Source organism: Xanthomonas sp. NCPPB 2866, from assembly GCF_041475745.2.
GTDB classification, from domain to species: domain Bacteria; phylum Pseudomonadota; class Gammaproteobacteria; order Xanthomonadales; family Xanthomonadaceae; genus Xanthomonas; species Xanthomonas arboricola.
The window spans coordinates 2,091,048-2,117,109 of the sequence record NZ_CM192975.1 but is presented as its reverse complement, the minus strand read 5'-3'; the positions used below and the strand labels follow the sequence as shown (position 1 = coordinate 2,117,109).

Here is a 26,062-nt window from a genome sequence, read left to right as displayed (position 1 = left end):
TAGGGATGTACCGAATGCTGAAGTCTCTGTTGAGGGTCAAACCGATCGAGCCCGCTGGACATGTCGACGGGGGCGAACCGGTCGAAGGCAGCCTGCAAGGCGAAGCCACCCTGCAACGCACCCTGACCGCCAAGCACCTGATCATGTTGGGGATCGGTGCGGTGATCGGCGCCGGCATCTTCGTGTTGACCGGCCAGGCCGCTGCCAACCATGCCGGCCCGGCGGTGATGCTGTCGTTCGTATTCGCCGGCATCGCCTGTGCGTTCGCCGGCCTGTGCTACGCGGAGTTCGCGGCGATGATGCCGGTCTCCGGCAGCGCCTACTCGTATTCATATGCCACCCTCGGCGAGGGCATCGCCTGGTTCATCGGCTGGTGCCTGGTGCTGGAATACCTGTTCGCCGGCTCCAGCGTTGCGGTCGGCTGGTCCGCCTACCTGATCAGTTTCCTGACCGGCACGCTTGGATTGCCTTTCCCGGCCGAGCTGGCCGGCGCGCCACTGGCCTGGGACGGCCACAACTTTGTCAGCTCCGGCAACCTCATCAACCTGCCGGCCGTGCTGATCGTGGCTGCGGTGAGCATGCTGTGCTACGTGGGCGTCACCCAGTCGGCGTTCGCCAACGCCATCGTGGTGGCGATCAAGGTGGTGGTGATCTGCCTGTTCGTCGGCTTCGGTATCGCCTACATCGACCCGGCCAACTGGCATCCCTTCATCCCGGAGAACACCGGGCCGGGCCAGTTCGGCTGGGACGGCGTGTTCCGCGCCGCCTCCATCGTGTTCTTCTCGTATATCGGCTTTGACGCGGTCTCCACCTCCGCTGGCGAGACCAAGGATCCGCAGAAGAACATGCCGATCGGCATTCTGGTGTCGCTGGCGGTCTGCACCGTCATCTACATCATCGTCTGCGCGGTGCTGACCGGCCTGCTGCCCTATACCCAGCTCGGCACCGCCAAGCCGGTAGCCACCGCACTGGAAGCGCACCCGCAGCTGACCTGGCTCAAGACCGCGGTGGAGATCGGCGCGATCGCCGGCCTGTCCTCGGTGGTGCTGGTGATGCTGATGGCGCAGCCGCGCATCTTCTACACCATGGCCAAGGATGGGTTGATGCCCCGACTGTTCGGCAAGGTGCATCCGAAGTTCCATACCCCCTATGTCGGGACGATCTTCGTCGGCGTGGTCGCGGCGTTGCTGGCAGGGTTGATCCCGCTCAGCGTGCTGGGCGAACTGGTGTCGATGGGCACCCTGCTCGCCTTTGCCACCGTGTGCGCCGGGGTGATGGTGCTGCGTTTCACCAAGCCGGATCTGCCGCGCCCGTTCCGGGTGCCGCTGGCGATGCTGATCTGTCCGCTGGGCGCGCTGGCCTGCCTGTTCCTGTTCTTCCAGGCGTTCCAGGAACACTGGAAGGTGTTCGTGGGCTGGACCATGATCGGCCTGGTCATCTATTTCGGTTATGGCATTCGCCATAGCCGGCTGGCCCGCAAGGTTTGATTGCGAGTCCCTCGCAAGAGCCCGCACATCCGTGTGCGGGGATTTAACGACACGAGTCCTTCGCAACAGCCCGCACATCCGTGTGCGGGGATTTGACGACACGAGTCCCTCGCAACAGCCCGCACATCTCGCACACGCCCGCACCGCCATGTGCAGGGATTCAACAGGAACCGCTGCATGTTCAAGCAACTCTGGGCCACCAAGCACCCGCACGCCAGCCACGAGGCGGCCGACGGGCTGGGCCTACAACGCGCACTCGGGCCGTGGGGGCTGACCGCCCTGGGCATCGGGGCGGTGATCGGCGGCGGCATCTTCGTCATCACCGGCCAAGCCGCGGCCGACCACGCCGGCCCGGCGATCATGCTGTCGTTCGTGCTGGCAGCGGTGTGCTGCGCGTTCTGCGCAATGGCCTACGCCGAGTTCGCGGCGATGGTGCCAGTGTCCGGCAGCGCCTACACCTATACCTACGCCACCTTCGGCGAACTGGCGGCCTGGTTCATCGGCTGGATGCTGGTGCTGGAGTACGGCGTCTCCGCCTCGGCGGTAGCGGTCAGCTGGACCGGCTATTTCCTCAGCCTGCTGGAGCATTTCAACATCCACCTGCCGGCCGCCCTGGTCAGCGCGCCACTGGACGGCAAGCTGCAGCGCACCGGCGCGATCGCCAACCTGCCTGCCGCCGGTATCGTGCTGCTGCTGACCTGGCTGTGCTACGTGGGCATCCGCAAGTCGTCGGCGATGAACATGGCGATGGTGATCCTCAAGACCGGGCTGATCCTGCTGGTGATCGCGGTGGGCTGGAAGTACGTGGATACCGCCAACTGGCACCCGTTCATTCCGGCCAACGAAGGTCCGGGCAAATACGGCATGGAAGGCGTGCTGCGCGGCGCGGCGATGGTGTTCTTCGCCTATATCGGCTTCGAGGCGGTGTCGGTGGCGGCACAGGAATCGCACCGCCCGCAACGCGACCTGCCGATCGGCATGATCCTGTCGCTGGTCATCTGCACCGTGCTCTACATCGCCATGGCGGCGGTGATGACCGGCCTGGTGCCCTACACCCTGCTCGGCACCGACGAGCCGGTGGTGACCGCGGTGGCGGCGCATCCGCAGCTGGCCTGGTTGCGCGTGGTGGTGGAAGTCGGCGCGCTGATCGGGCTGTCGTCGGTGGTGCTGGTGATGATCATCGGCCAGCCGCGCATCTTCATGATCATCGCGCGCGACGGGCTGCTGCCGTCGATCTTCACCCGCATCCATCCCAAGTACCGCACCCCGCACGTCAATACCGTGATCACCGGCGTGGGCATCGCCCTGCTGGCAGCGGTGTTCCCGCTGGATGTGCTGGGCGAGCTGACCTCGATGGGCACGCTGATCGCGTTCGCCGCGGTGTGCGCCGGCGTGCTGATCCTGCGCCGTACCCACCCGGAACTGCCGCGTCCGTTCCGCATGCCGGTGGCCTGGCTGATCTGCAGCGCCGGCGTGTTGAGCTGCCTGGCCCTGCTGTCGGCGATGACCCTGCACAACTGGATGCTGATGGGGGTGTGGACGCTGGTCGGGCTGGTGGTCTATTTCGGCTACGGCTATCGCCACAGCCGTCTGCGCGACGGTCGCTGAGTACACCAGTGGGTTAACGCCTGCGCACCGGTCGTCCATGGCGGAGCGATGATTCGGGCCTTCGCTGCAGGGGGCTGATCTGTAGCTTGGTTGGTGGGCACTGATCTGCGGCTTGGCTGCTGGGCCCTTGCCCGCCCACCCTCGCAGGACACGCCGCAAGTACGTCCCTGTAGGCTCTTACGCGGCATCCATGCCGCGTAAGGTCCCGCGAGGGTGGGCGGGCAAGGACCAACCGGGATGATCGGTGTGCACAGTTGAAGAGCAGTAACCGCCGTGCGTAGTGCGCTTTGTTCGACACTGATGCGCCGGCTCGAGGTGCGACACGGGGGCGACAAGCGGCTTTTCATACGACCACCGACCAGCTTCCTGGTGCGGTGCCCTCGCCGGTTGCGGGACCCTTGGCGGCATGGATGCCGCCAAGGAGCCTCCATGGACGGATTCACGGCGTGTCCCGCAAGTGGTGAGGGCACCGCGCTCCCGACCAGCTAGGCATTTGACCTCTGCCAGGCGCGCGCTCCTCACGTTTAGTAGGCCGATCTGGGTACGGGCCTGACAGGAACAAACCCTGCTGCGCTGCACCTGACCGTAATCCGGCGGGGCAGTAGAATAGGTGCATGAATGCGACCACTGCCCCCCTGCCCTATAGCGCCGCGCGTCTGCACGAGCTGGCGCACCTGCTGATCGGCAATATCCGCGAGCTGGCCCAGGCCGGCTGGACGCCGGCCACCAGCAGCAATTTCTCCCATCGCCTGGACGAACAGCATGCGGCGATCACCGTGTCCGGCCGCGACAAGGGCCGCCTGGTCGAAGAAGACATCATGGTGGTGGACTTCGATGGCCTGGCGGTTGGCCGTCCGTTACGCCCGTCTGCGGAAACGCTGCTGCACACCCAGCTGTATCGCCGCTTCCCCGAGATCGGCTGCGTGCTGCACACGCATTCGCCGGTGCAGACCATTGCCTCGCGACTGTACGCCGGCAGCGGCATGATCCGGCTGGAGGGCTATGAGCTGTTGAAAGCCTTCGAAGGCAACACCACACATGAAACGGCAGTGGACGTGCCGGTGTTTGCCAATACGCAGGACATGCAGGTGCTGGCCGCGCAGGTCGAGGCCCTGCTGGACAAACAGAGCCTGTGGGGGTATCTCATCGAAGGACACGGTCTGTATGCCTGGGGCCGCAACATGGCCGAGGCGCGCCGTCACCTGGAGGCCTTCGAATTCCTGCTGCATTGCGAACTCGAACTGCTGAAGCTGCGCGGGCCGCGCTGAGTCCTCGCCACCTCCCCCCTTCCTTGTGAGCCAGATCGCCATGAGCCGACTTCGCATCTACAACGATTCCGATCCCAACCTGCCGCAGCTCGATAGCCGCGACGGCGAGCAGATTGCCGCCGAGCTGAGCAAGATCGGCGTGACCTTCGAGCGCTGGAAGGCCAATCAGCCGATCGAGCCGGGCGCATCACCCGAGCAGGTGATGGCAGCCTACCGCGAGGATATCGAGCGGCTCAGCGCCGAGCGGGGGCTGAAGACCGTCGATGTGGTCAGCATCGCGCCGGACAATCCCAAGCGCGAGGAAATGCGCGCCAAGTTCCTCGACGAGCACTTCCACAAGGAAGACGAGGTGCGCTTCTTCGTCGCCGGCTCGGGCCAGTTCACGCTGCACGTGGACAACAAGGTCTACGAGATCGAATGCGTGAAGGACGACCTGATCGCCGTGCCCGACAGCACCCTGCACTGGTTCGACATGGGGCCGCAGCCGCACTTCGTGGCGATCCGCTTCTTCACCGAGCCCGATGGCTGGGTCGGCCACTTCACCGGCACCGAAATCGCCCAACAATTCCCCCGCTACGCCCCCGAGAAACCTCCAAAGGCCAGCTGACGATGACACGACCGCAAGCGATCCTCACCGATATCGAAGGCACCACCAGCAGCATCTCGTTCGTCAAGGACGTGTTGTTTCCGTATGCGCGCCGCGCCATGCCGGCTTACGTGCAGGAGCACGGCGGTCACCCGCAGGTGCGGCACTGGCTCAACCAGGTGGCCGACGAGATCGGCGAGGACGTGCCGGACGAAGTCCTGGTCAGCACCCTGCAGACCTGGATCGACGAGGATCGCAAGCACACCGCCCTCAAGGCGCTGCAGGGAATGATCTGGAGCGACGGCTACAAGACCGCCGACTTCACCGCGCACATCTATGCCGATGCGGCGATCCAGCTGCAGGCCTGGCATGCGGCCGGCATTCCGCTGTACGTGTATTCGTCCGGCTCGGTGCCGGCGCAGAAGCTGTTCTTTGCCCATAGCGATGCCGGCGACCTGAGCGCGCTGGTCACCGACTGGTTCGATACCGAAGTCGGCCCCAAGCGCGAGAGCGCCAGCTACCGCCGCATCGCCGAACGCATCGGCGTGCCGCCGGGCGAAATCCTGTTCCTGTCGGACGTGATCGAAGAGCTGGACGCCGCCAAGCGTGCCGGCATGCGTACCGCGTTGCTGGATCGTCGCGAGGATTACCCGACCCCACGCTCGGCCGACGAGATCGGCAGCCACCAGCGCGTGGAAAGTTTCACCGAGCTGGCGCTGTAAGCGCGATCGGCAAGCCCGCTGCGCTCATCCTCGGGTGAGCGCAGTCGTTACTCCGCGTTGCATGCGCTCCTGATGCATTGCGGTTCAAGCGCGCCGTGTGCACCCGCCTGACGGCAGGCCCGCGGCGCTGTTGCAGGCGTGGCTCAGCCGACCTTGCCGATGCGCAGTGGCGAGACTTGGCAGGCCTGCTGCAGGCAACGTGTTCTGCAAGGTGTGCTTGAAGCGGATCGATGGACGTTGTGCAACGTCATGGCCTGCGTTGCGATCACTGCGCCCAGGCGCTCCACCCGTCCTCCCAGACCTCGGCGTTTGTCATGTCGCTGCATTCCCCCTTTGGACCGAACGCCTTGCTGCGGCGACTCTCCTTGTTGATCGTCATCGTGGCCTTGATGGCCGGCTGTCATCCCGATGCCGGTGCCGCACTGCCCAAGCAGGCGGCGGCAGGCAAGGATGAGGTCGACCCGGTCGACCAGGCGGCGCTTGCGCAGGCATTGAACGCGCTGCAGCCACAGCGTCCTGGGGTGACCGACCTGTATGTGGTCGGCTTCGCCGGCGATGCCAGCGACGATGTGTTTCGCAACGAGACGCTCTACCTCAGGCAACTGTTCGAACAACGCTTCGATGCGCGCGGCCGCGTGGTGACGCTGGTCAACAACCCCGACAATCTGGGCGAGCGGCCGTACGCACCGCTGGCGACCTACGACAACCTGTACGACACGCTCGCCGCAATCGGCAAGCGCATGGATCGCAAGGAAGACGCGCTGCTGCTGTTCGTCACCACCCATGGCACCGAAGACCACACGCTGTACGTGCAGGTGGACCAGAACGAGGAAGACTTCATCAGCCCGCAGGATCTGCGCCAGGCCCTGGACGATGCCGGCATCGGCAATCGCATCATCGTGCTGTCGGCGTGCTACTCGGGCGGCTTCATTCCGGCGCTGCGTTCGCCGGACACGCTGATCCTCACCGCCGCGCGCGCGGACCGACCCTCGTTCGGCTGCGGCAACACCTCCAATGCAACCTACTTCGGCCAGGCCTGGCTGATCGATGCGATGAACCGCAGCGACGACCCGCTGGCCGCGTTCGATATGGCCAGGACGGCGATCACTGCGCGTGAGAAGCAGGAAGGCGAACTGCCGTCGTTGCCGCAGCAATCGCTCGGCAAGCGCATCGCGCCGGTGCTGGCACGCTGGCGTGCAGGGCTACAGGCAGGCGCGGCCGTAGCCTACCCGTATCCTCCGCTGGAGACCGCCCCGGACGCCGGGCAGGACCAGGATCCGGAATCCGATCCTGATAGCAGGTCGCTGGACGACCCGACCAAGGTCAAGGTGCCGGCCGCACCGGCCAGCCTGCGCAAACCGTCGCCCGTGCCGGCACCCGAGACGCCATGAAGATTGCCACGCGCTGAGACTAATTCTCATTTCGTCAGCGCTGGCGCAGCCTCGCTACACTCGCCCGGCCAGCCAGCTCACGCCAGCCAGCATCGATCCCCGCCAGCGCGCCATCGCCTGCCAGCCCGGATCCCAAAACGCCTCCCTCGTGGAGGCGTTTGTGTTTCCGGCGATAGGGTTCAAGCGTCGAACGAACCAACAACCAAACACCGTAGGAGCGCATTGATGCGCGACGGGCTCCACGCCAGAACCCCCGCCCCACACACGCCTCCTCTTCAGGGATCGGCGCGCTGCAAGCGATACACCGTGCGTGCGCTGTACTGCCCGGTCGGCAGCGATGCGCGTACATCCACCGCGTGCTCGCCTACTTCCAGCGTGGTCGGCAACGCACCACGCCATAGATGCGTGGACGGCGTGGCCTCGGGCGAGCGGTCGTAGCCGCGCAATTGCTCGGCCGCATCGTCGCCCACGTTCTCGGCCAGCAGGCGCGGATCGGCGCGCTCCACCCGCTTCATCGGTTGCCATGCGCCATTGTCGATGCGCATCTCGACGAGGGTGTCGTCCTGGCCCATGAAGACATTGGCGTAGATCCCCCAGGCCGCATACGCACCCTGGCGCAGCACCTTGGGCGCGTGCAGCAGCAGTTGCGCATCATCGACCGAACGCGCGACGTGATAGGCCAGCGTGTAGTCGCCGCCGGGCGCGACCCGCAGCACCGCGTACCCGTTCGGCGTGCCGTCGCTCATCGTCGCGTCGGGAATGCCGTCGGCATCCTTGGCACCGGACCAGAACGCCCCGCAGGCCGCGCCGACGTTGTATTCGTGCAGCGGGCGGGCGCCCTGCCAACCTTCGTCGGCGCCGTGATCGACCTGTCGCTGGGTATGACTGTGTGCGCTGAGCACCAGCACATGCGGAAAATCCTTCAACAAGGCGAACAGGCGGCGACGATCGGCATGCCGAAAGGTCTCCTGCCCCGGCGCCGCGTCGAACAACGGAATATGCATGCCCAGCACCAGCAGCCGCTCGCGCGGCAGCTGCGCCAGATAGGCCTGCAGGAACGCGAACTGATCCTCGCGCAGGCCGCCCACATAGGCCGGTTTGCCGCCTGGCGTATAGATCACATCGTCCAGGAACACGAAGCTGGCGTTGGCCTCTTCCACTGCATAGGTGTCCGGGCCGTAGACGGCACGCCAGCTGTCGAGCGAATGCGCATCGTCGCCCGCGTCGACGTTGAGATCGTGATTGCCCGGCACATGGAACCACGGCACCCCCAATTGGGTGGTGACCTTGTTCAAGGCCGGGTACAGGCTCAGATCGTCGCTGACGATATCGCCCAGCGTGGTGCCCAGCCTGGCCGAGGTCTTGCCGACGATCGGTGCCACGATATCGCGCTGGTAGTAGCCCACGTCGGTCAGGCTGGCGGTCTGGCTGTCGGCAAACACCAGCATCTGGAAGCCTTCCTTGCCGGCACTGGCGCGCGGGGTCAGCGCAAAATCCCAGTGCTGCGTATTGCGCCCGGTTGCGGCGATGCCTGGATACTTGCGCTTGGCCGAGCCCTTGGGCGCGTAGTGACGCCAGAAACCCGGCAGTCCGTCGGCGGCTGGCACGAAGCTGCGCTCGCCCGGTTTGATCACGAACACAGTCTGCTCGTCGCGCACCGGCAGGCGATAGCGGCCTTGCGCGTCGGTACGTACCAGCTGCTCGCCGTTGGAGACCACTACACCGGCAATGCCCGGCTCATCGGCACTGCGCCCGGCACGCCCGTCGCGTTCTTCGTAGACGGTGCCATCGACCACGGCATCGCGCGCGTACGCGCTTCCCGCGAGCACACCCAGGGCCAACAGAGCGAAGCGAAGCTGCATGCGTTTTCCCGCGCGAAGATCAGCGGAAATTGTACCCGCCCTCGCCAGGCGCACGGCGCGAAAGACACGCCGACACGTGCCCCGTAGGAGCGCACCCGGGCGCGACGGGCCTTACCGATAACGCCCGTCGCGCCCGGGTGCGCTCCTACATGACTACGTTACTTGTGCCGCGACTCCAATAGCGCCACCGCATCGCCCAGGCCCAGGCCGCGCGCACGCAGCAGCACGATCAGGTGATACAGCAGGTCGGCCGACTCGCCGAGCAACTCGGCATCGCCCTGCACCACGCCGGCCAGCGCGGTTTCCACGCCTTCCTCGCCCACCTTCTGCGCGATGCGGCGGATGCCCTGCTCGAACAGCTTGGTGGTGTAGCTTCCGTGCGGGCGCTCCTGCTCGCGCGTGGCGATCAAGGCGTCCAGGCTGCCGAGGAACTGGCCGGGCGCGCCCGGAAAGCAGCTGGTGCGGCCCAGATGGCAGGTCGGCCCGTGCGGGCGCGCCTGCACCAACAGCGTGTCGGCGTCGCAATCGGTCTCGATCGACACCACCCGCAACACGTTGCCCGAGCTCTCGCCCTTGGTCCACAGGCGCTGCTTGCTGCGGCTGAAGAAGGTCACTTCGCCACGCTGCTGCGTCACCGCCAGCGCTTCGGCGTTCATGTAGCCCAGCATCAACACGCGCAGGTTGTCGGCGTCCTGTACGACTACCGGCAACAGGCCCTCGCCCTTGCTCCAGTCCAGCGCGGCGAGCGCGTCGCTCGCTGTCATCTCGTTACTGCCCATCACGTACCTCGATCTGTTGCGCGCGCAGGAATTGCTTGAGTGCCGGGATCGGAATCGCGCCGCTGTGAAACACGCTTGCCGCCAGCGCGCCATCGACATCGGCCTGGTCGAACACGTCGGCAAAATGCTGCATCTCGCCAGCACCGCCGGAGGCGATCAACGGCACGTGGCAGAGCGCGCGCACCTGACGCAGTTGTGCAATGTCGTAACCACGCCGCACGCCGTCGTTGTCCATGCAGTTGAGCACGATCTCGCCCGCACCCAGGCGCTGCGCTTCGGCCACCCAGTCCAGCGTGCGCATCGGCAAGGCCTGGGTCTTGCTCGGGTCGCCGGTATAGCGACGCACCCTCCACTGCCCATCGTCCTCACGAATCGAGTCGACACCGACCACCACGCATTGCACGCCGAAGGCATCGGCCAGCTCGGAGATCAACTGCGGCCTGCCAAGCGCCGGCGAGTTGATCGAAATCTTGTCGGCACCGGCATGCAGCACCGCGCGCGCGGTTTCCACATTACCGATGCCGCCGGCCACGCAGAACGGGATATCGATCAGCCGCGCCACCCGCTCGACCCAGGTGTAGTCGACCGAGCGCCCTTCCGGGCTGGCACCGATGTCGTAGAACACCAGTTCGTCTGCGCCCTGCTCGCGGTAGCGCAGCGCCAGTTCGACGATGTCGCCCATGTCGATGTGGTCGCGGAACTTGACGCCCTTGACCACGCGCCCGTCGCGCACGTCCAGGCACGGAATGATACGGCGGCTCAGCATGCCAGTGCCTCCTTCAACGCCAGATGCCCTTCCAGCAAGGCCTTGCCGAGCACGATGCCGGCGCAGCCGGCAGCCTTGGCGGCCGCGACATCGGCCAGGTTGCGCGCACCACCGGACACCTGCACCTGCAACTGCGGCGCCAGCGTGCGCAGGTGCGCGTACAAATCCATGTTCGGGCCGGACAGCATGCCGTCGCGCGCGATGTCGGTGCAAAGCAGATGCTGCAGGCCGGCCTGCGCGTAACGTACGGCCAACTGATCCAGCGTGGCCTCGGCGGGCTCGGTCCAGCCGTGCACCGGCAACTGCCATATGCCGTCGGCGTCCTGGCGCGTGTCCAGCGCGATGGTCAACCGATCGGCGCCAAATTCCTGCAGCCATTCGATAACGCTGTCGGCCTGGCGCACCGCCAACGAGCCGATCACCACGCGTGCGGCGCCGGCATCGAGGATGCGCGCCACGTCCTCGCGTGAGCGCACGCCACCACCGGTCTGCACCCGCAAGCCGGTGGCACGTGCGATCTCGCCCAGTGTGCTGGCCAGGGTGTAACCACCGGCCTTTGCCGCATCCAGATCGACCAGATGCATCCACTGCGCGCCGGCATCGGCAAACGCCTGCGCGCGCGGCAGCACATCGTCGCCGTACTGCGTCTCGCGTGCGTAGTCGCCTTGCAGCAGGCGCACCACGCGGCCGTTGCGGATATCCAGGGCCGGGTAAACGGTGAAACTCATGGGAAGCTCATCTCAAGAAAATTGCGCAGGATGCGTGCACCGGTTTCGGCCGAACGCTCGGGGTGGAACTGCGCGCCGCAGCGCAGGCCTTGCTGCACCACCGCCGTGAACAGACCGCCGTGATCGCAGGCGGCCACGGTGTCGGCCGTCACCGGCGCGGCATAACCATGCACGAAATACGCACTGGCACGCTCCGGCAGGCCGTCCAGCAGCGCGGACGCGCGCATCGGCACCAGCTGATTCCAACCCATATGCGGTACGCGAATGCCGAGCGCCGGCGTCATGTGACGCACGATGCCCGGCAGCAAGCCTAGGCAATCGACATCGCCTTCTTCGGAATATTCGAACAGCAACTGCATCCCTAAGCAGATGCCGATCAGCGGCACCTGCAGTTGTCGCAACGGCTCAACCAGGCCCTGTGCGCGCAGGCGCGACATCGCTTCGGGCGCAGCGCCGACGCCAGGCAGGATCACCCGCTGCGCGCCCTGCAACCCGGCTGCATCGCGTACCAGCCGCGCTTCCACGCCCAGCCGCTCCAACGCGTAGCGCACCGAGCCCAGGTTGGCGCCGCCGGCATCGATCAACGCGACATCGGTCATAGCGCACCCTTGGTGGTGGGCAACGCGGTGCCTTCGCGACGGATAGCCTGGCGCAACGCACGTGCCAGGGCCTTGAAGCAGGCTTCGACCTTGTGGTGATCGTTCTCACCGCGCACGCTCAGGTGCAGGTTCAAACCCGAGGCGTCGCAGATCGACCGGAAGAAATGCGGCACCAGTTCGGTCGGCATGTCGCCCACGCGCTCGCGTTTGAACTCGCCGTCGAACACGAAGTACGGCCGGCCACTGAAATCCAGCGCGGCACTGGCGATGGTTTCGTCCATCGGCAGCGTGAAGCCATGCTGCGCGGTGTCACCGGCCACGCGCCACGGGCTGTCGTCGGGATCGAAGCCGTAACGGCCGATGCCGCGCTTGTCGCCCAGCGCTTCGCGCAAGGCTTGGCCCAGCGCCAGACCGGTGTCTTCGATGGTGTGGTGCTCGTCGATGTGCAGGTCACCTTCGGCGCGGATGTCCAGCGCAAAACCGCCGTGCTTGCCGATCTGTTCCAGCATGTGATCGAAGAACGGCAGGCCGGTGGCGGTCTTCGGCTCGGCCACACGGTCCAGATCCAGTTCGACGCGGATCTTGGTTTCCTTGGTGTTGCGTTGAACCACCGCACGCCTTGGCGCATCGGCCAGCTCGTGCGCGATGCCGGGCCAGTCCCACTCGCCACCGAACTCGTCGGTGCGCAACTGGAAGCCACGGATATTGAGGTTCTGCGCGAACTGGATGTCGGTGATGCGGTCGCCCACCATTGCCGAGCGTGCCCAGTCGATCGTGCGATCCTGCAGGTAAGGCACCATCAGGCCGACGCCGGGTTTGCGTGTGGGCGCGTTGTCGGCCGGCCAGCTGCAGTCGATCAACACCTCGCGGAACACGATGCCCTGGCTGGCGAAGATCTGCAGCATCAGGTTGTTGGGGCCATCGAAGGACGCGCGCGGATAGCTGTCGCTGCCCAGCCCGTCCTGGTTGCTGACGATGACGAACTGATAGCCGGCATCGCGCAACTTGAGCATCGCCGGAATCACGTTGTCGACCAGGCGCAGTTTTTCGTAGGCGTCGATCTGGTAATCGGCCGGCTCGGTGATCAGTGTGCCGTCGCGGTCGACGAAAAGAATCGGGGTCATGCGGCGGCCTCCTGCTTGCGTTGCAGCGCGCTCAGCACGCGCTCGTTCTGTTCGGGCGTGCCCAGGGTGATGCGCAGCGCGTCGGACAGCTGCGCAACCGCGCGTTGGTCGCGTACCACCACACCGGCCTCCAGCAGCGCCTGGAATGCCGCTTCGGCATCGTCGAAGCGCACCAGCAAGAAGTTGCCCTGCGAGGGATACACCTGACGCACACCGGCAAGCTGCTCGAGCGCCTGGTGCACGCGCGTGCGCTCGCTGCGCACCTCGGCGATGCGCCGACGCGTGACCTCCAGCGCAGGCGCCGACAAGGCCTGCTCGGCCATTGCCGCGCACGGCGTCGGCACCGGGTACGGCGCCTGGCAGCGCCGCAGCAGGGCGATCAGCTCGGCGTTGGCGATCAGGCTGCCGATGCGCGCCGCTGCCAGCGCATGCGCCTTGGACAGCGTGCGCAACACCGCCAGATTGTCGTAGCGCGCAAGCAGGCTCACAGCCGATGGCACATCGGAGAATTCGCCGTAGGCCTCGTCGACCACCACCAGCGCCTTGCCCTGCAGGGCCTGCACGGCGGTTTCGATCGCGTCCAGGGCGATCGCCGAGCCCGCCGGGTTGGACGGCGAACACAGGAACACCAGCTTGGCCTGCGAGGCCAGCGCTGCCGCGACGATCGCCGGAATATCCGCATGGAAACCCGCAGGCCCGTCCACCAGCGGCACCTCGACCAGGGGTGCGTTCTGCAGGCGTGCGCACACCGCGTACATGCCGAACACCGGCGGCGTCACCACCACCGCATCGCGCCCGGGGGCGCACAGGCCGCGCACCAGCAGATCGATCGCCTCGTCGCTGCCGCGGCCGATCAACAGCTGCTCGGGCGTGCAGCCGTACAGCGCCGACAGTGCGCTGCGCAAGCCCTTTGGCTGCGGATCCGGGTAGCGCCGCGTGCTTGCGCCGGGGTCGGCCGGATTGCCCCAGGCCGACTCGTTGGCGTTGAGCCACACATCGCCCTGCACGGCGCTGGTGCGTGCCGACGAATAGCCGGCGAACGCACGGAGGTCCTCGCGCACCAGATCCAGAATCGATGACGTGCTCATGCTGCCACTCCCATGCGCAATGCCACTGCATTGGCGTGCGCATCCAGGCCTTCGGCGCGCGCCAGAATCAGCGCGCATGCGCCGATGCCGTCGATGCCGGCCTTGCTGGCGGCCTGCACGCTGACCATGTTCTGGAAGCTGGCCACGCTCACGCCGCTGTAGGCGCGCGCCGCGCCGCTGGTCGGCAACACATGGTTGGTGCCGCTGCAGTAATCGCCCAACGCTTCGGGCGTGTAATCGCCGAGGAATACCGAGCCGGCCGCTTCGACCTGGCTCAGCCACGCACGCGGCTCGCGCAGCGCAAGAATCAAATGCTCAGGTGCGTAGCGGTTGCTGATCGCAAACGCCTCGTCCAGGGTCTGCACCTTGATCAGGCGCGATTGCGCCAGCGCCTGGCGTGCGATCCCGGCGCGCGATAGTTGCGCCAATTGGGCATCGAGCTCCACCTGCACCGCCGCGATCAGCGCATCGCTGTCGGACAGCAGCAGCACCTGCGAGTCCGGGCCGTGTTCGGCCTGCGACAGCAGATCGGCGGCAACGAAGGCCGGCTGCGCACCGGCATCGGCGATCACCAGCACTTCGGACGGACCGGCCGGCATGTCGATCGCCGCCGCGCCGGACTGCGCCACCTGCTGCTTGGCCTCGGTGACGAAGCTGTTGCCCGGGCCGAACAGCTTGTCGCAACTCGGAACCGATTCGCTGCCATACGCCATTGCCGCAATCGCCTGCGCACCGCCGAGCTTGAACACCCGGCGCACGCCGGTCAGCTGCGCGGCGACCAGCACTGCCGGATCCACGCTGCCGTCCTTGCGCGGCGGCGTGCACAACACCACCTCGCGGCATCCGGCCAGACGTGCCGGCACGCCCAGCATCAACGCAGTCGACGGCAACGGCGCACTGCCGGCCGGCACGTACAAGCCGACCCGGCCGATCGGCCGCACGATCTTTTCGCACACCACGCCCGGCGCGGTTTCCACCGCATAGCCGTCGCTCATGCCGGCGCGGTGGAAGGTGTCGATGCGCGCCACCGCATCCTGCATGGCCTGACGCAGTTCCGGCGCCACGGCCGCTTCGGCGGCGGCAAATTCGGCCTCGCTCACGGCAAAGCTGTCCAGCGCCACGCCATCGAAACGCGCGGTGATCTCGCGCAAGGCGGTATCGCCGCGTGCACGCACATCGGCAATCAATGCAGCCACCGCGTCGCGCGTCTGTGTAGCCACGGTCTGCACCGGGCGGGTCAATGCCTGCGTCCGTGCAGCGGCGTCCAGTTGCGACCAATCGAGAATATTCATGCCAGCGAGCGCTCCACCGTCAACACCATCAGACCTTGCGCACCTGCGCGTTCGAGTTCTTCCAAGCGTTGCCAAGTCACCGCGCCATGACACATGGTCTGCAGGCGCAACGCGCCATTGCCATCGTCGGGCAACTGCACCAGCGGCTCTGCATCGGGCAGCAGACGGCGCAGCGCATCCACGTTGCCGTGTTCAGCGCGGAACATCAGCAGCTTGCTGTCGCGCAGCTTGAGCACGCCGTCCATGCGCCGCAGCAGCATCGCCAGCAGCGCGGCGCGTGCGTCGGCCGGCTCTCGCACCGCACCGGCCAGCACTGCTTCGCTCTCCATCACCAGCTCGACCGGCTTGAGCTGGTTGGCGGCCAGGGTGGCGCCGCTGGAAACCAGATCGCAAATCAAATCGGCGGTGCCCAGGCGCGGGGCGATCTCCACCGAGCCGGACAGCTCCACCACCGCCGCGTCGATACCCTGGCGCTCCAGCCAGTCGGCCAGGATTGACGGGTAGCTGGTGGCGATGCGCTTGCCGGCCAGTTGCGCCACGCCCTGCCAGTCCCACTCTTCCGGCACCGCGAGCATCAACCGGCACTGGCCGAAACCGACTCCGCGCACCGCGTGATACGCGGCCGGCAGGCCGTTGCGGCGTCGCTCGGATGCCTGCTCTTCGAGTTCGTTCTGGCCGACGATGCCCAGATCGCAGACGCCATCGGCGATCAGGCCGGGGATGTCGTCATCGCGCACCAGCAGCAGGTCCACCGGCAGCGATTCGCCGTAGCAGAACAGCTTGTCGCGGCTCTGCCGCCAGCTCAGCCCGCAGGCCGCCAGCAGGCTGCGCGCCGGTTCGGCCAGGCGGCCGCTCTTCTGGATGGCGATACGCAACCGGTCACGTGCCGGTGCTGCCGTGGAAGCACTCATCTTGTTCTCTCAGTGGGATTCGACAGGGCGCGACGATTGCTCGCGCAGGGCCTCGGCATAGCCGCCGGCGCCATGTTCCAGGGTGCGCGCAACGCGCCCGATGGTGGTCACGCTGACCTGGGTCAGCTCGTGGATTTCGCGATACGGCACGCCCTTGATCAACAAGGGCACCACTCGCCAGCGGTCGGACATGGCCTCTAGCTCGGCGGGCGTGCACAGGTCGCGCAGAAAGGCCTCGACCGCACCGGGCTCCTTCAGGCACGCCAGCGCATCGGCCAGCATCTTGAGGGAGGCGGCGGCATCGGCACTTTCACGGGGGGCAGGTCGTTGTTTCATTGCGTTAATGTAATAGCGTGTTAGCACATTAACGCAAAGCAGCCGGGTTGTCACCGCCTTCCAGACTTACAGTTCAGGAAACGAGACAGGGGCCCTGCGCTGATGCAGCGCAGAACCGGGCATTTTTCTAGTGGTGTCGGACGAAGCGCGCTCCAGACGTACCCGTGCCGGGCGAGACCAAGCTGTACAGAATCGGCTCTGAACTACGCGGCAGGGCCTACGACTTCTTTAATCAGCGCGCCACAAGATGTGATCGGCAACGGCACCGAGTTTTAGCGGTGCGAGCGGGGCGTTGTCGATCTTCCAGCGATGGCAAATGACCAGCAACTGCTCAACCGTATCAACATCTACCGGGGCAGTCAGGCGAAGATGCAGGACACGCCCACTGCCCTCAACATCACGAAAAGCAGGCAAGTCATAAAGCCAATTGAAGAAACGCTCCTCGTCCTCCCTCGCAAAGAAGAGCGGTCCTTCAAGCTGAACTTCGACGATTTCTCGCGTCACTTAAGATGAACGCCCCCGGCCACCAGCATCGCCCTGGCCTGCTCCAGCTCCACCAGCAAGGTGCTGGCCAGCTCGTCGCGGGCCACATCGAACTGCTGCTCGCGCACCAGGTCCTTGACCGCCACCACCCCGCGCGCCAGCTCGTCGTCGCCGGCCAGCACCACGAAGCGGATGCCCGCGCGTGCGGCGTACTGGAACTGCTTGCCGATCTTCTTCGGCTCCATCTGCACTTCGGTATTGATGCCGCCGATGCGCAGCCGGCGCGCGATATCCAGCGCATCGTCCAGGCGCGACTCGTCCATCAGCGCCACCATCGCGTGCACGCTGCTCTCGGCGATGCCCTGGATCAGGCCGGCCTCGCGCAGCTGCCAGAACAGCCGGGTCAGGCCGATCGAGATGCCAACGCCGGGCAACTTGGACTTGGTGTAGTGGCTGGCCAGGCTTTCGTAACGGCCGCCGGAGCAGATCGAGCCGATCTGCGGGTGGTCGGTCAGCGTGGTCTCGTAGACCGTGCCGGTGTAGTAGTCCAGCCCGCGCGCGATCGAGAAGTTCAGGCAGTACGCGCTCTCGGGCACGCCCAGCGCCTTGACCAGTTCCAGCACCTCGCGCAGCTCGGCGATGCCCTCGCCTAGCGTCGCGCTCGCAGCGACCGAGGCCTCCAGCGCGTGCAGCTGTGCCAGCGCATCGGCATGCCCGTTCGAGCGCACCGCCACGAAGGCCAGGATCTTGTCGACCTGCGCGGCGGCGATGCCGAAGCCTTCGCCCACCAGCGTGTCGCGCACGTAGTCGGCGCCGCGCTTGTCGATCTTGTCGACCTCGCGCAACACCGCCAGCTGCAGCTCGCCCTCGGCCACGCCCAGGCTTTCGAAGAAGCCGCGCAGCAGCTTGCGGTTGTTCAACTGCACCTTGAACGCGCCGATGCCCAGCTCGGCGAACACCGCGTGGATCACCGCCAGCACTTCGGCGTCGTAGCGGATGCTCAACGCATCCTTGCCGATCACGTCGATGTCGCACTGGTAGAACTCGCGGAACCGCCCGCGCTGGGCACGCTCGCCGCGATACACGCGCTGCATCTGGTAGCGGCGGAACGGGAAGCTCAAGTCGTGCTCGTGCTCGGCCACGTAGCGGGCCAGCGGCACGGTCAGGTCGAAACGCAGTGCCAGCTCCGGCAGGCCGCCCTCGCCGCCCTCGTCTGCCGCCGCGGCGGCATTGGCCAGCGCGCCGGTGGACTGCACGAAGTAGACCTGGCGCTCGGTCTCGCCGCCGGACTTGGTCAGCAACACATCGGACAGCTCGAACACCGGGGTTTCGACCGGCAGGAACCCGAACCGCTCGTAGTTGCGGCGGATGACGTCCAGCATGCGCTGGAACGCGATCTGCTCGCGCGGCAGCAATTCCATGATGCCGGGCGGCGTACGGGGCTTGATCACGAGCGAAACTCCTGCAGGGCAATGTGGCGAACGCGCAATTCTACCGGCTGCCGGCCGCGCTGACCGCATGGCGTATCATTCACACGCATTCCAGCAGTGCGTGACTCATGTACCGGCAGCTTCCAGACCCCAGCACGACCTGCCCGGCGCCCGGCGCGGCCACGCGCACCGATGCGCGCGGTTCCGACTGCGCACAGTGTGCGGTCCGCGGCCGGGCCATCTGCGCGGCGCTGTCGCCGCAGGAAATGGACGCACTCGACCAGGCCACCAGCGCCCAGTCCTACGCGCCCGGCAGCACCCTGGTGCGCGCCGGCGACACCCGCCACCACGTCTATACGCTGACCTCCGGTGCGCTGCGCATGGTGCGCACGCTGGCCGACGGCCGCCGCCAGGTCACCGGCTTCGTGCTGCCGGGCGATTACGTGGGGCTGACCGAAACACCGCAGCACCGCCACGATATCGAAGCCATCATCGACAGCCGGGTCTGCCGCACGCCGCTGGCGCAGATGCGCCAGTTGCGCGAGCGCTACCCGCAGCTGGAACGCAAGCTGCTGCAGCGTGCCAGCATGGAGCTGGCCGCCGCGCAGGACACCGGCCTGCTGCTGGCGCGCCTGCAACCGGGCGAACGGCTGGCGCATTTCCTGCTGCGACTGGCCGCCCGCTCCACCCAGCCCGGCGCCAGCGGCGACACCGTCGCCCTGCCGATGAGCCGCAGCGATATCGCCGACCACCTCGGGCTGACCGTGGAAACGGTGAGCCGCACCTTCACTAAGCTGCGGCAACAGCAACTGATCGCGCTGCCGCAGCTGCATCTGGTGCAGATCCTGGATTACGCGGCGCTGCGCAGCCTGGCGGGCGATACCGTCTGAGACGCGACGGCCAGCAGGACCGATGCGACCAGCGAGCGCACGCACCCATAGGCGCAAGCGGTGCGGAGGTTGGCATCATCAAACGCGGGATTCCTGCGCGCCCGTCCGCACCAGATCACCGGCGACGCTTTGTGCCTCGCACAGCAGGTAAGCATCGCCGCGTGACTGACCCGCAGATTGGAATGCGATGCCAGCACTTCAGGCCGCTCGCGCGATCGTTACAGCCCGCGCCGCCGACAACGACTCAGCGACCGCCCACAGTCGCACTCGCCACCGCCGCACCGCAGCCGCCACCCAGTAGCCGCGATTGCCGCAGCCAGGCCCGGTCCGGGTAGTAGGCGAACACGAAGGCGCCTTCACGCAGGGTATCGATCAACTGTTTGGCCACCGCCGGACGCACCGCCGGGCAACCCAGGCTGCGGCCAAGCCGGCCCTGCGTACGGATCACCGCCTCGCTGACATAGGGCGCGCCATGGATCACGATCGCGCGGTCGCGCGCATGGTCGTTGAAGCCAGGCTCCAGGCCCTTCAGCCGTAACGAATAGCCGTTGTGGCCGGTGTACGACTCCTGCGCGGTGAACGCACCCAGGCTGGACTGGAAGCTGCCGTCGTCGTTGGAAAACTTGGCCGCCAGGTTGTTGCCGGTATTGCGCCCGTGCGCCACCCATTCCTGGAACAGCAGCCGCTGCCGCTCCAGATCGAACACCCACAACCGGCGCTCGGTCGACGGCCGGCTGTAGTCGATGACGCTGAGCACGCGTTCGGCGCCCACCTGCTGGCGCTGCCGCGCGCATTGCAGCGCCTCGGCCGCCAGGGCCAGCACCTGGCGATCCAGCGACGGCGCCTGCCGCGCCAATGCATCGACCAGACCGATACGCGGTGCGCCCAGCCCCGGCAACGGTGCGGCGGAGATGGCATCGGCCGCACTGGCCGTTCCAGCCGCTGCCCACCCGCACAACGCGGCGGCAACGGCGATCACTCGATAAGACATGCAACGACCCACATCGGACGCGGCGCCGTGGCGGAACCGCACCCCCTACAAATAGCCGCATGTGCGGCACTTTCCAACCCCGGCAGGCTGAACGCGTTCGGTCAGGCCGCATCCGCAAGCAGGCGCTGCCGGAACGCCGCGTAGTCCGGCGCCAGCGTTTCGGCATGCGCAGGACGCTGCAGCAGCGCGGCCAGTGCCGGCGGCACCTCCACCTCACGCCCGATCAGCGGCTCGACCACGCCCTCGAACTTGGCCGGATGTGCGGTGGCCGCCACCGCCCAGTCGCCGGTGCCGCCCTCGGCCCCTTCTGCGCGCAGCTGCTCCAGCACATGCACGGCGGTGGCGGTATGCGGGCAATGCACTTCGCCATAGCGCGCAAAGCGCTGCTGCACGGTGTGGCGGATCGCGGCATCGTCCACCGAGAGCGCACGGAAGGCCTCGCGCAGCGCCGCATCGTCGCCCTGGTAGAGCCAGCGCAGCCGTTCGAAGTTGCTCGGCGCACCCACGTCCATCGCATTGGCCAGCGTGGCGATGCTGGGCTGCGGCGCGTAATCGTCGCCGGCAAAATAATCCGGCAACACATGATTGGCATTGGACGCCAACGCGATACGGCCCAGCGGCACACCGAGCGCGCGCGCCAGGATCGCCGCCAGCCCGTTGCCCAGGTTGCCGGTGGGCACCACCAGATTCAGCGCCGCCCCCGCCCCGGCATGGTGCTGCAGGGCGGCGTGCGCGTAATAGCTCATCTGCGGCAGCAAGCGGCCCAGGCTGATGCTGTTGGCCGAACTCAGCGGCAGCTGCGCCTGTAGGTCGGCATCGTTCAAGGCCTGCTTGACCATCGCCTGGCAATCGTCGAACGAGCCGGCCACGCGCAGGGCGTGGATGTTGTCGCCGAAGCAGCCCAGCTGATGCGCCTGGCGCGGCGACACGCGCCCGTCCGGATACAGCACCACCACGCGCAGACCCGGCTGGCGGTGGAATGCCGCGGCCACGGCAGCGCCGGTGTCGCCGGAGGTGGCAACCAGGATGGTGAGCGGGCGGTCTTCGGCACGGCGCAGGCGGGTCAGGCAGGCGGCAAGAAAGCGCGCGCCGAAATCCTTGAACGCGGCGGTCGGGCCATGGAACAGCTCCAGCGCGTAATCGCCGGGCGTGCCCAGGGCCACCAGCGGCGCCGGGAAGTCGAACGCTTCGGCACAGATGGCCGGCAGCTCGGCCGCCAGCGCATCGCCGTCGAAGAACGGCCGCAGCAACGTGGCGGCGGTGTCGGCCAACGTGGTGCCGGCCGTCAGCGTGCGTGCCGGTGGCAGGGTCTGCGGCACGTACAGGCCGCCATCGGGCGCCAGGCCGGCGGCAATCGCCTGGCTCAGGCTTGCGGCAGGCGCGTTGCCACGGGTGGAGAGGAAGTTCATGGTGACGACTCCAGACAAGACGAAGACGGGGCGTTGCCCGTGAATGAGAAGGCCGGACACTGCGGCATGGCCTCGCCGCGTGGCGGCGGCGCCCGGCAAGGGCGGCGCAGCGCTATGCTGCGCGCACCTTCCAGTGGAGCCGGCAGATGATCAAGGTCAGCGTGATGTACCCGTACCGCGAAGGCGCCCGCTTCGACCATGCCTACTACCGCGACTCGCACATGCCGCTGGTGAGCGCGCGGATGGGCGCGGCCTGCCTGCGCTATACGGTGGACAAGGGCATCAGCGGCGGCGAGCCGGGCAGCCCGCCGGCCTTCATCGGCATGTGCCATATCTTCTGCGAATCGGTGGAGGCCTTCGGCGCCAGCTTCGGGCCGCATGCCGAGGAGATCCTGGCCGATATCGCCAACTACACCGATCTTGCGCCGGTGATGCAGATCAGTGAGGTCGTGGTCGGTTGAAGCATGTCCTGCGCGCTGCCAAGCCTGCCTGCCGTGCGCGGGCGATCGATCAACGACGACATCCGCGCGATGGCTCATGCGAGCAACCGCGCGGCCGGGCTGGCGATCGGAGACACCCAGTGCTGGCTGTCCAGGCCAACGCCTGCGAAGGCGGCCTTGACCGATGCGGCGGCAGCGTCGGCGGCCGTGCGCGATGCGAACCAGGCGAACACACTGGGGCCGGCGCCGGAGATGCTGGCGCCCAAGGCATCGTGATCCAGCGCGGCCTGCTTGGCAGCGGCAAAGCCGGCGATCAACGGCGCGCGGCGTGGTTCGACCAGCACATCGCGCAGGCCCGCACGCACCAGCCCCGCATCGCCGGCATGGCAGCCGGCCAGTACCAAGGCCAGGTTGGTGCTCTGCGCGACGAACTCGCGCAGCTGATAGTCGCCGGCCAGGGCTTCGCGCGCGCGGCGCGTTTCCAATACCGCATCCGGATGCACCAGCAGGCTGTGCCACGCCGCCGGCACGCTGATCGGCACCAGACGCTCCAGCGTGCACAGCACCAGGCCGCCCAAAAACAACGGGCCAAGATTGTCGCCGTGGCGGCTACCGCTGGCCACCGCCTCGCCATCGAGTGCGTGCTGATACAGCTGCTCGTTACTCAGCGGCGCGTCCAGCAGCGCGTTGGCGGCAACCAACGCCGCTACGCATGACGCTGCAGAGCCGCCCATGCCCGAACTCAAGGCGATGCCTTTGTCGATTTCGATTTCAAAGCCGAACGGCAGCGACAACGCCGCGCGCAACGACATCAATGCCGCACCCGCCGTGTTGCGTTCGGCATCCAGCGGCAAGGCCACGGTGGTGCCGCGGATGGCGGCGATGCGCACCAGTGGCGCATCGATGCGCCGCACCGTGACGGTGTCGCCGACGCCGTCGATGGGATAGCCGAGCAGATCGAATCCCACCGCCACATTCGCCACCGAGGCCGGTGCAAAGGCGCGTGCCTGGCCAAGCTCGCGCGCAGCAATCGCCACCCGTTGCATCTCCGCGGACTGGTCTGCAACCGCATGATTCACAAGCGTGCCCCCTCGCCCGCCGCCACCCGCAGCAGATCGGCAAACACGCCGGCCGCGGTGACTTCCGGCCCCGCACCAGGCCCCTGCACCACCAGCGGATTCTCGCAATAACGACGCGTGGTGAACTGCACCACGTTGTCGGTCAGGCGCAAGTTGGCGAACGCGTGATCGGCCGGTAGTTCGACCAGGCCGACGCTCGGTGCGCGATCCGGCGGCAGCTGCGCGACATAGCGCAGCACATTGCCGCGTGCACGTGCGTCGGCCAGGCGCTGCGCGAATGTGGCATCCACCTCATGCAGGCGCGCCATGAAATCGTCCACGCTGGCCTGACGCAGTGCTTCAGGCACCAGGCTCTCGACCTGCACATCTTCCAGGCTGATCGCGCGCCCTGCTTCGCGCGCCAGGATCACCAGTTTGCGCGCCACATCCACGCCGGACAGATCGTCGCGTGGATCCGGTTCGGTATAGCCCATGCCGCGCGCCTGCGTCACCAGCTCGGCGAACGGCACGCTGCCGTCGTACTTGTTGAACAGCCAGGCCAACGTGCCGGAAAAGATGCCCTCGATCGAGGTCACCGCATCGCCGGTATCGACCAGATCGCGCAGCGTGGTGATCACCGGCAAGCCGGCGCCCACGGTGGCTTCGTAACGGAAGCGCGCGCCGCTGGCATCGGCCGCCGCACGAATCGCCTGATACCGCTGCAACGGACCGGAGCCGGCCTGTTTGTTCGGCGTCACCACATGGATGCCGGCAGCCAACCAGTCCGCGTAGCGATCGGCCACTTCCGCGCTGCCGCTGCAATCGATGATCACCGTATGCGGCAGATGCGCGGACAACAGGTGCGTGGTGAAACGCTCCAGATCGGTCGCGGTGGCTGCAGAGGCGAAGGCATCGCGCCAGTTGCCGACCAGGCCGCGCTCGTCCAGCAGCATGCGGCCGCGCGAGACCACTGCGCGCAGGCGCAGATCCAGGTTGGCCTTGCCCAGCAACTGCGGCTGCGCAATGCGCAACTGGTCCAGCAACGCCGCACCCACGTTACCCGGGCCGATCACGCCCACCGAGAACGTCTGCGGCGACAACCAGAAGCCGGCGTGCGCCGCACGCAAGGCCTTGGTCGCGTGCGCCGCGTCGATGGCCACCGAGATGTTGCGCTCCGACGAGCCCTGCGCGATCGCCAGGATATTGACCTGTGCACGCCCCAGCGACTCGAACAACCGCGCCGCCACACCCGGCTGGCCGGCCATGCCATCGCCCACTGCAGCGAGCACACTGATGCCGGTGGTCAGCTGCACGCGCTGCACCTGACCGACCGTGAGTTCATGCGCAAACGCCTGCAGCAAGGCATTGCGTGCGCGCTCGGACTCGTGCTGCTTGACCACGCAACAGATCGAATGCTCGGACGAACCCTGCGAGATCATCACCACCGACACCTGCGCCGTGCGCAGCGCCGCGAACACGCGCTCGGCGGTGCCCGGCACGCCGATCAAGCCGGTGCCTTCCAGGTTGAGCACGGCCAGGTCGGGGCTGAGCGTCAGCCCCTTGATCGGCCCGCTCACCGCGCTGCTGGCGGTGATGCGCGTGCCCGGATGTTCCGGCTGGAAGGTGTTGCGGATGATGATCGGCAAGCCGCGCTCGATCGCCGGCGACATGGTCTGCGGGTGCACCACCTTGGCGCCGAAATAGGCCAGCTCGCAGGCCTCGTCGTAGCTCAGCGTTTCCAGTTGCACCGCTTCGGGCACCACGCGCGGGTCGGCCGACAGTACGCCGTCCACGTCGGTCCAGATATGCAGCTCATCGGCATCGAACAAGGCCGCGAAGATCGCGCCGGAATAATCGCTGCCATTGCGCCCCAACGTGGTGATGCGATCGGCGCGGTCGCGCGCAACGAAGCCGGTGATCACCACGCGTGTCTGCGGATGCGCCTGGCGCCAGGTCGCAAGCCGCTGCGCGCTGGTGTCCCAGTCCACATCGACACCGAGTTCGCCGCGATTGACCACCAGCACGTCACGCGCATCCAGCACCGCACAATCCTCGCCAAGCGCGCGGAAATGGTCGCCCAGCAACTGCGCCGAATACACCTCGCCCAGGCCTTGCACGCGGTCGAGCACCTCGCGCGGCAACTCACCGATCACCGCCAATGCACCGAGGATCTGCGACAGATGCTCGAAGCGCTCGTCCAGCCACTCCACCGTCGGCCCGGAATGCTCGCCCAGCAGGGCCACCGCCGCACCGCGATGGCGCGCCCGTGTCTCATGCCAGCGCTCGCGCCATTCGGGGCGGTTCTGCGCGGCCAGTTCTGCCAGCGCGATCAAGGCATCGGTCACCCCCTTCATCGCCGACACCACGGTGACCTGCACCGACTCGTCGCGTGCCAGCAACAACTGCGCCACATGCCGGTAGCGCTCGGCATCGGCCACCGACGTGCCGCCGAATTTGTGCACGACGGTGCGTGCGGAAGATGCGGCAACAGCGGCGGGTTCGAGCAAAACAACAGGCGATGACATCGACAGACCTCGTTAGGGAGGCCCCGTCCGCATCAGATGAGGGAGGAAAGCCCCCGCATCCTGATCCGGGTGCGGGGCCGTTGTTTTCGGAAGTTACGCGAAGACGACGGGCCGCACCGGGCGAATGGTGACGGTGGTAATGGTGGTGGTAATGCCGGCCACGCCCGCACCCGGCCGCAGCTGCGGCTGACAGGTAAGCGAAGCGTTGGCGCAGGCGTTATGCATGTACGCAAAAGACATCACCGGGCCGAGGCCTGTCAAGCGCTGTGTATCAAACCAGCCTTGCGCA

At 66.9% G+C, this 26,062-nt stretch carries 24 protein-coding genes; 8 read left to right on the top strand and 16 right to left on the bottom strand.

From position 1 onward, the window contains the following. Window positions 1-14: 14 nt before the first annotated feature. The 6 genes from ACCQ04_RS09185 (at window position 15) to ACCQ04_RS09160 (ending at window position 7,062) form a co-directional block, all read left to right on the top strand. Window positions 15-1,487 carry an amino acid permease gene (locus ACCQ04_RS09185; protein ID WP_024937736.1) on the top strand — a complete coding sequence of 491 codons (1,473 nt, stop codon included), beginning with the start codon at window positions 15-17 and terminating at the stop codon, window positions 1,485-1,487. A gap of 177 nt (window positions 1,488-1,664) precedes the next feature. Continuing rightward, entirely contained in the window at window positions 1,665-3,095 is a 1,431-nt protein-coding gene (locus ACCQ04_RS09180) for an amino acid permease (RefSeq protein WP_016904398.1), read from the top strand. 614 nt (window positions 3,096-3,709) lie between these two features. Continuing rightward, entirely contained in the window at window positions 3,710-4,363 is a 654-nt protein-coding gene (locus ACCQ04_RS09175; RefSeq protein ID WP_016904399.1) for a methylthioribulose 1-phosphate dehydratase, read from the top strand. 40 nt (window positions 4,364-4,403) lie between these two features. After that, complete coding sequence (locus tag ACCQ04_RS09170; RefSeq protein ID WP_226427776.1) at window positions 4,404-4,970, top strand: 1,2-dihydroxy-3-keto-5-methylthiopentene dioxygenase; 567 nt, start codon at window positions 4,404-4,406, stop codon at window positions 4,968-4,970. A gap of 2 nt (window positions 4,971-4,972) precedes the next feature. Further along, the gene (gene mtnC, locus ACCQ04_RS09165; RefSeq protein ID WP_046342443.1) at window positions 4,973-5,671 is read left to right on the top strand and encodes an acireductone synthase; all 699 of its coding nucleotides are present in this window, start codon (window positions 4,973-4,975) and stop codon (window positions 5,669-5,671) included. Between the two features lie 314 nt (window positions 5,672-5,985). After that, complete coding sequence (locus tag ACCQ04_RS09160) at window positions 5,986-7,062, top strand: C13 family peptidase (RefSeq protein WP_226427775.1); 1,077 nt, start codon at window positions 5,986-5,988, stop codon at window positions 7,060-7,062. Window positions 7,063-7,337: 275 nt separating this feature from the next. Here ACCQ04_RS09160 and ACCQ04_RS09155 read toward each other — a convergent pair whose 3' ends face one another. From ACCQ04_RS09155 to hisS, 12 genes are all read right to left on the bottom strand, one after another. Continuing rightward, window positions 7,338-8,924, bottom strand: a complete 1,587-nt coding sequence (locus tag ACCQ04_RS09155; RefSeq protein ID WP_226427774.1) for a calcineurin-like phosphoesterase C-terminal domain-containing protein — start codon at window positions 8,922-8,924, stop codon at window positions 7,338-7,340. Between the two features lie 158 nt (window positions 8,925-9,082). Then, window positions 9,083-9,703 (bottom strand): bifunctional phosphoribosyl-AMP cyclohydrolase/phosphoribosyl-ATP diphosphatase HisIE, encoded by a 621-nt coding sequence (gene hisIE / locus ACCQ04_RS09150; protein ID WP_226427773.1) that lies wholly within the window; start codon window positions 9,701-9,703, stop codon window positions 9,083-9,085. Beyond that, on the bottom strand, window positions 9,693-10,469 hold the full coding sequence (gene hisF, locus ACCQ04_RS09145) for an imidazole glycerol phosphate synthase subunit HisF (protein WP_226427772.1): 777 nt from the start codon (window positions 10,467-10,469) through the stop codon (window positions 9,693-9,695). Before hisF ends, hisIE begins: the two co-directional genes overlap by 11 nt. Then, window positions 10,463-11,197, bottom strand: coding sequence for a 1-(5-phosphoribosyl)-5-[(5-phosphoribosylamino)methylideneamino]imidazole-4-carboxamide isomerase (gene hisA / locus ACCQ04_RS09140; protein ID WP_226427771.1), 735 nt, complete (start codon window positions 11,195-11,197; stop codon window positions 10,463-10,465). The genes hisF and hisA overlap by 7 nt, the downstream gene beginning before the upstream one ends. Further along, window positions 11,194-11,796, bottom strand: a complete 603-nt coding sequence (gene hisH, locus ACCQ04_RS09135) for an imidazole glycerol phosphate synthase subunit HisH (protein ID WP_226427770.1) — start codon at window positions 11,794-11,796, stop codon at window positions 11,194-11,196. The genes hisA and hisH overlap by 4 nt, the downstream gene beginning before the upstream one ends. Further along, a complete protein-coding gene (hisB, locus tag ACCQ04_RS09130; protein WP_102257046.1) occupies window positions 11,793-12,920 on the bottom strand; it encodes a bifunctional histidinol-phosphatase/imidazoleglycerol-phosphate dehydratase HisB in 1,128 nt (375 codons plus the stop codon). The genes hisH and hisB overlap by 4 nt, the downstream gene beginning before the upstream one ends. Next, window positions 12,917-14,008 carry a histidinol-phosphate transaminase gene (gene hisC, locus ACCQ04_RS09125; RefSeq protein WP_226427769.1) on the bottom strand — a complete coding sequence of 364 codons (1,092 nt, stop codon included), beginning with the start codon at window positions 14,006-14,008 and terminating at the stop codon, window positions 12,917-12,919. Before hisC ends, hisB begins: the two co-directional genes overlap by 4 nt. Further along, window positions 14,005-15,300, bottom strand: coding sequence for a histidinol dehydrogenase (hisD, locus tag ACCQ04_RS09120; protein ID WP_226427768.1), 1,296 nt, complete (start codon window positions 15,298-15,300; stop codon window positions 14,005-14,007). Before hisD ends, hisC begins: the two co-directional genes overlap by 4 nt. Beyond that, window positions 15,297-16,211, bottom strand: coding sequence for an ATP phosphoribosyltransferase (hisG, locus tag ACCQ04_RS09115; RefSeq protein ID WP_024937748.1), 915 nt, complete (start codon window positions 16,209-16,211; stop codon window positions 15,297-15,299). The genes hisD and hisG overlap by 4 nt, the downstream gene beginning before the upstream one ends. A 9-nt stretch (window positions 16,212-16,220) precedes the next feature. Next, window positions 16,221-16,547 (bottom strand): YerC/YecD family TrpR-related protein, encoded by a 327-nt coding sequence (locus ACCQ04_RS09110; RefSeq protein WP_039521339.1) that lies wholly within the window; start codon window positions 16,545-16,547, stop codon window positions 16,221-16,223. Between the two features lie 228 nt (window positions 16,548-16,775). Next, window positions 16,776-17,051 carry a hypothetical protein gene (locus ACCQ04_RS09105; RefSeq protein WP_052726698.1) on the bottom strand — a complete coding sequence of 92 codons (276 nt, stop codon included), beginning with the start codon at window positions 17,049-17,051 and terminating at the stop codon, window positions 16,776-16,778. Beyond that, window positions 17,048-18,481 (bottom strand): histidine--tRNA ligase, encoded by a 1,434-nt coding sequence (hisS, locus tag ACCQ04_RS09100; RefSeq protein ID WP_226427767.1) that lies wholly within the window; start codon window positions 18,479-18,481, stop codon window positions 17,048-17,050. The genes ACCQ04_RS09105 and hisS overlap by 4 nt, the downstream gene beginning before the upstream one ends. 245 nt (window positions 18,482-18,726) lie before the next feature. Between hisS and ACCQ04_RS09095 the strand changes: the two genes are divergently transcribed. After that, entirely contained in the window at window positions 18,727-19,350 is a 624-nt protein-coding gene (locus ACCQ04_RS09095; RefSeq protein ID WP_054592468.1) for a Crp/Fnr family transcriptional regulator, read from the top strand. A gap of 244 nt (window positions 19,351-19,594) precedes the next feature. Here ACCQ04_RS09095 and ACCQ04_RS09090 read toward each other — a convergent pair whose 3' ends face one another. Together ACCQ04_RS09090 and thrC are read right to left on the bottom strand one after the other, a co-directional pair. Further along, window positions 19,595-20,341: a murein L,D-transpeptidase catalytic domain family protein gene (locus ACCQ04_RS09090; RefSeq protein ID WP_226427766.1), complete on the bottom strand. Its 747-nt coding sequence runs from the start codon at window positions 20,339-20,341 to the stop codon at window positions 19,595-19,597. A gap of 101 nt (window positions 20,342-20,442) precedes the next feature. Beyond that, complete coding sequence (gene thrC / locus ACCQ04_RS09085; protein ID WP_226427765.1) at window positions 20,443-21,750, bottom strand: threonine synthase; 1,308 nt, start codon at window positions 21,748-21,750, stop codon at window positions 20,443-20,445. 146 nt (window positions 21,751-21,896) lie between these two features. Here thrC and ACCQ04_RS09080 point away from each other — a divergent pair, with 146 nt between their 5' ends. Beyond that, window positions 21,897-22,211, top strand: a complete 315-nt coding sequence (locus tag ACCQ04_RS09080; RefSeq protein WP_065032272.1) for an EthD family reductase — start codon at window positions 21,897-21,899, stop codon at window positions 22,209-22,211. Between the two features lie 74 nt (window positions 22,212-22,285). On the opposite strand, the gene ACCQ04_RS09075 is transcribed toward ACCQ04_RS09080, so the two are convergent. Then, entirely contained in the window at window positions 22,286-23,236 is a 951-nt protein-coding gene (locus ACCQ04_RS09075; RefSeq protein WP_226427865.1) for a homoserine kinase, read from the bottom strand. Between the two features lie 29 nt (window positions 23,237-23,265). Next, window positions 23,266-25,773, bottom strand: a complete 2,508-nt coding sequence (thrA, locus tag ACCQ04_RS09070) for a bifunctional aspartate kinase/homoserine dehydrogenase I (RefSeq protein ID WP_226427764.1) — start codon at window positions 25,771-25,773, stop codon at window positions 23,266-23,268. Window positions 25,774-26,062 lie beyond the last annotated feature (289 nt).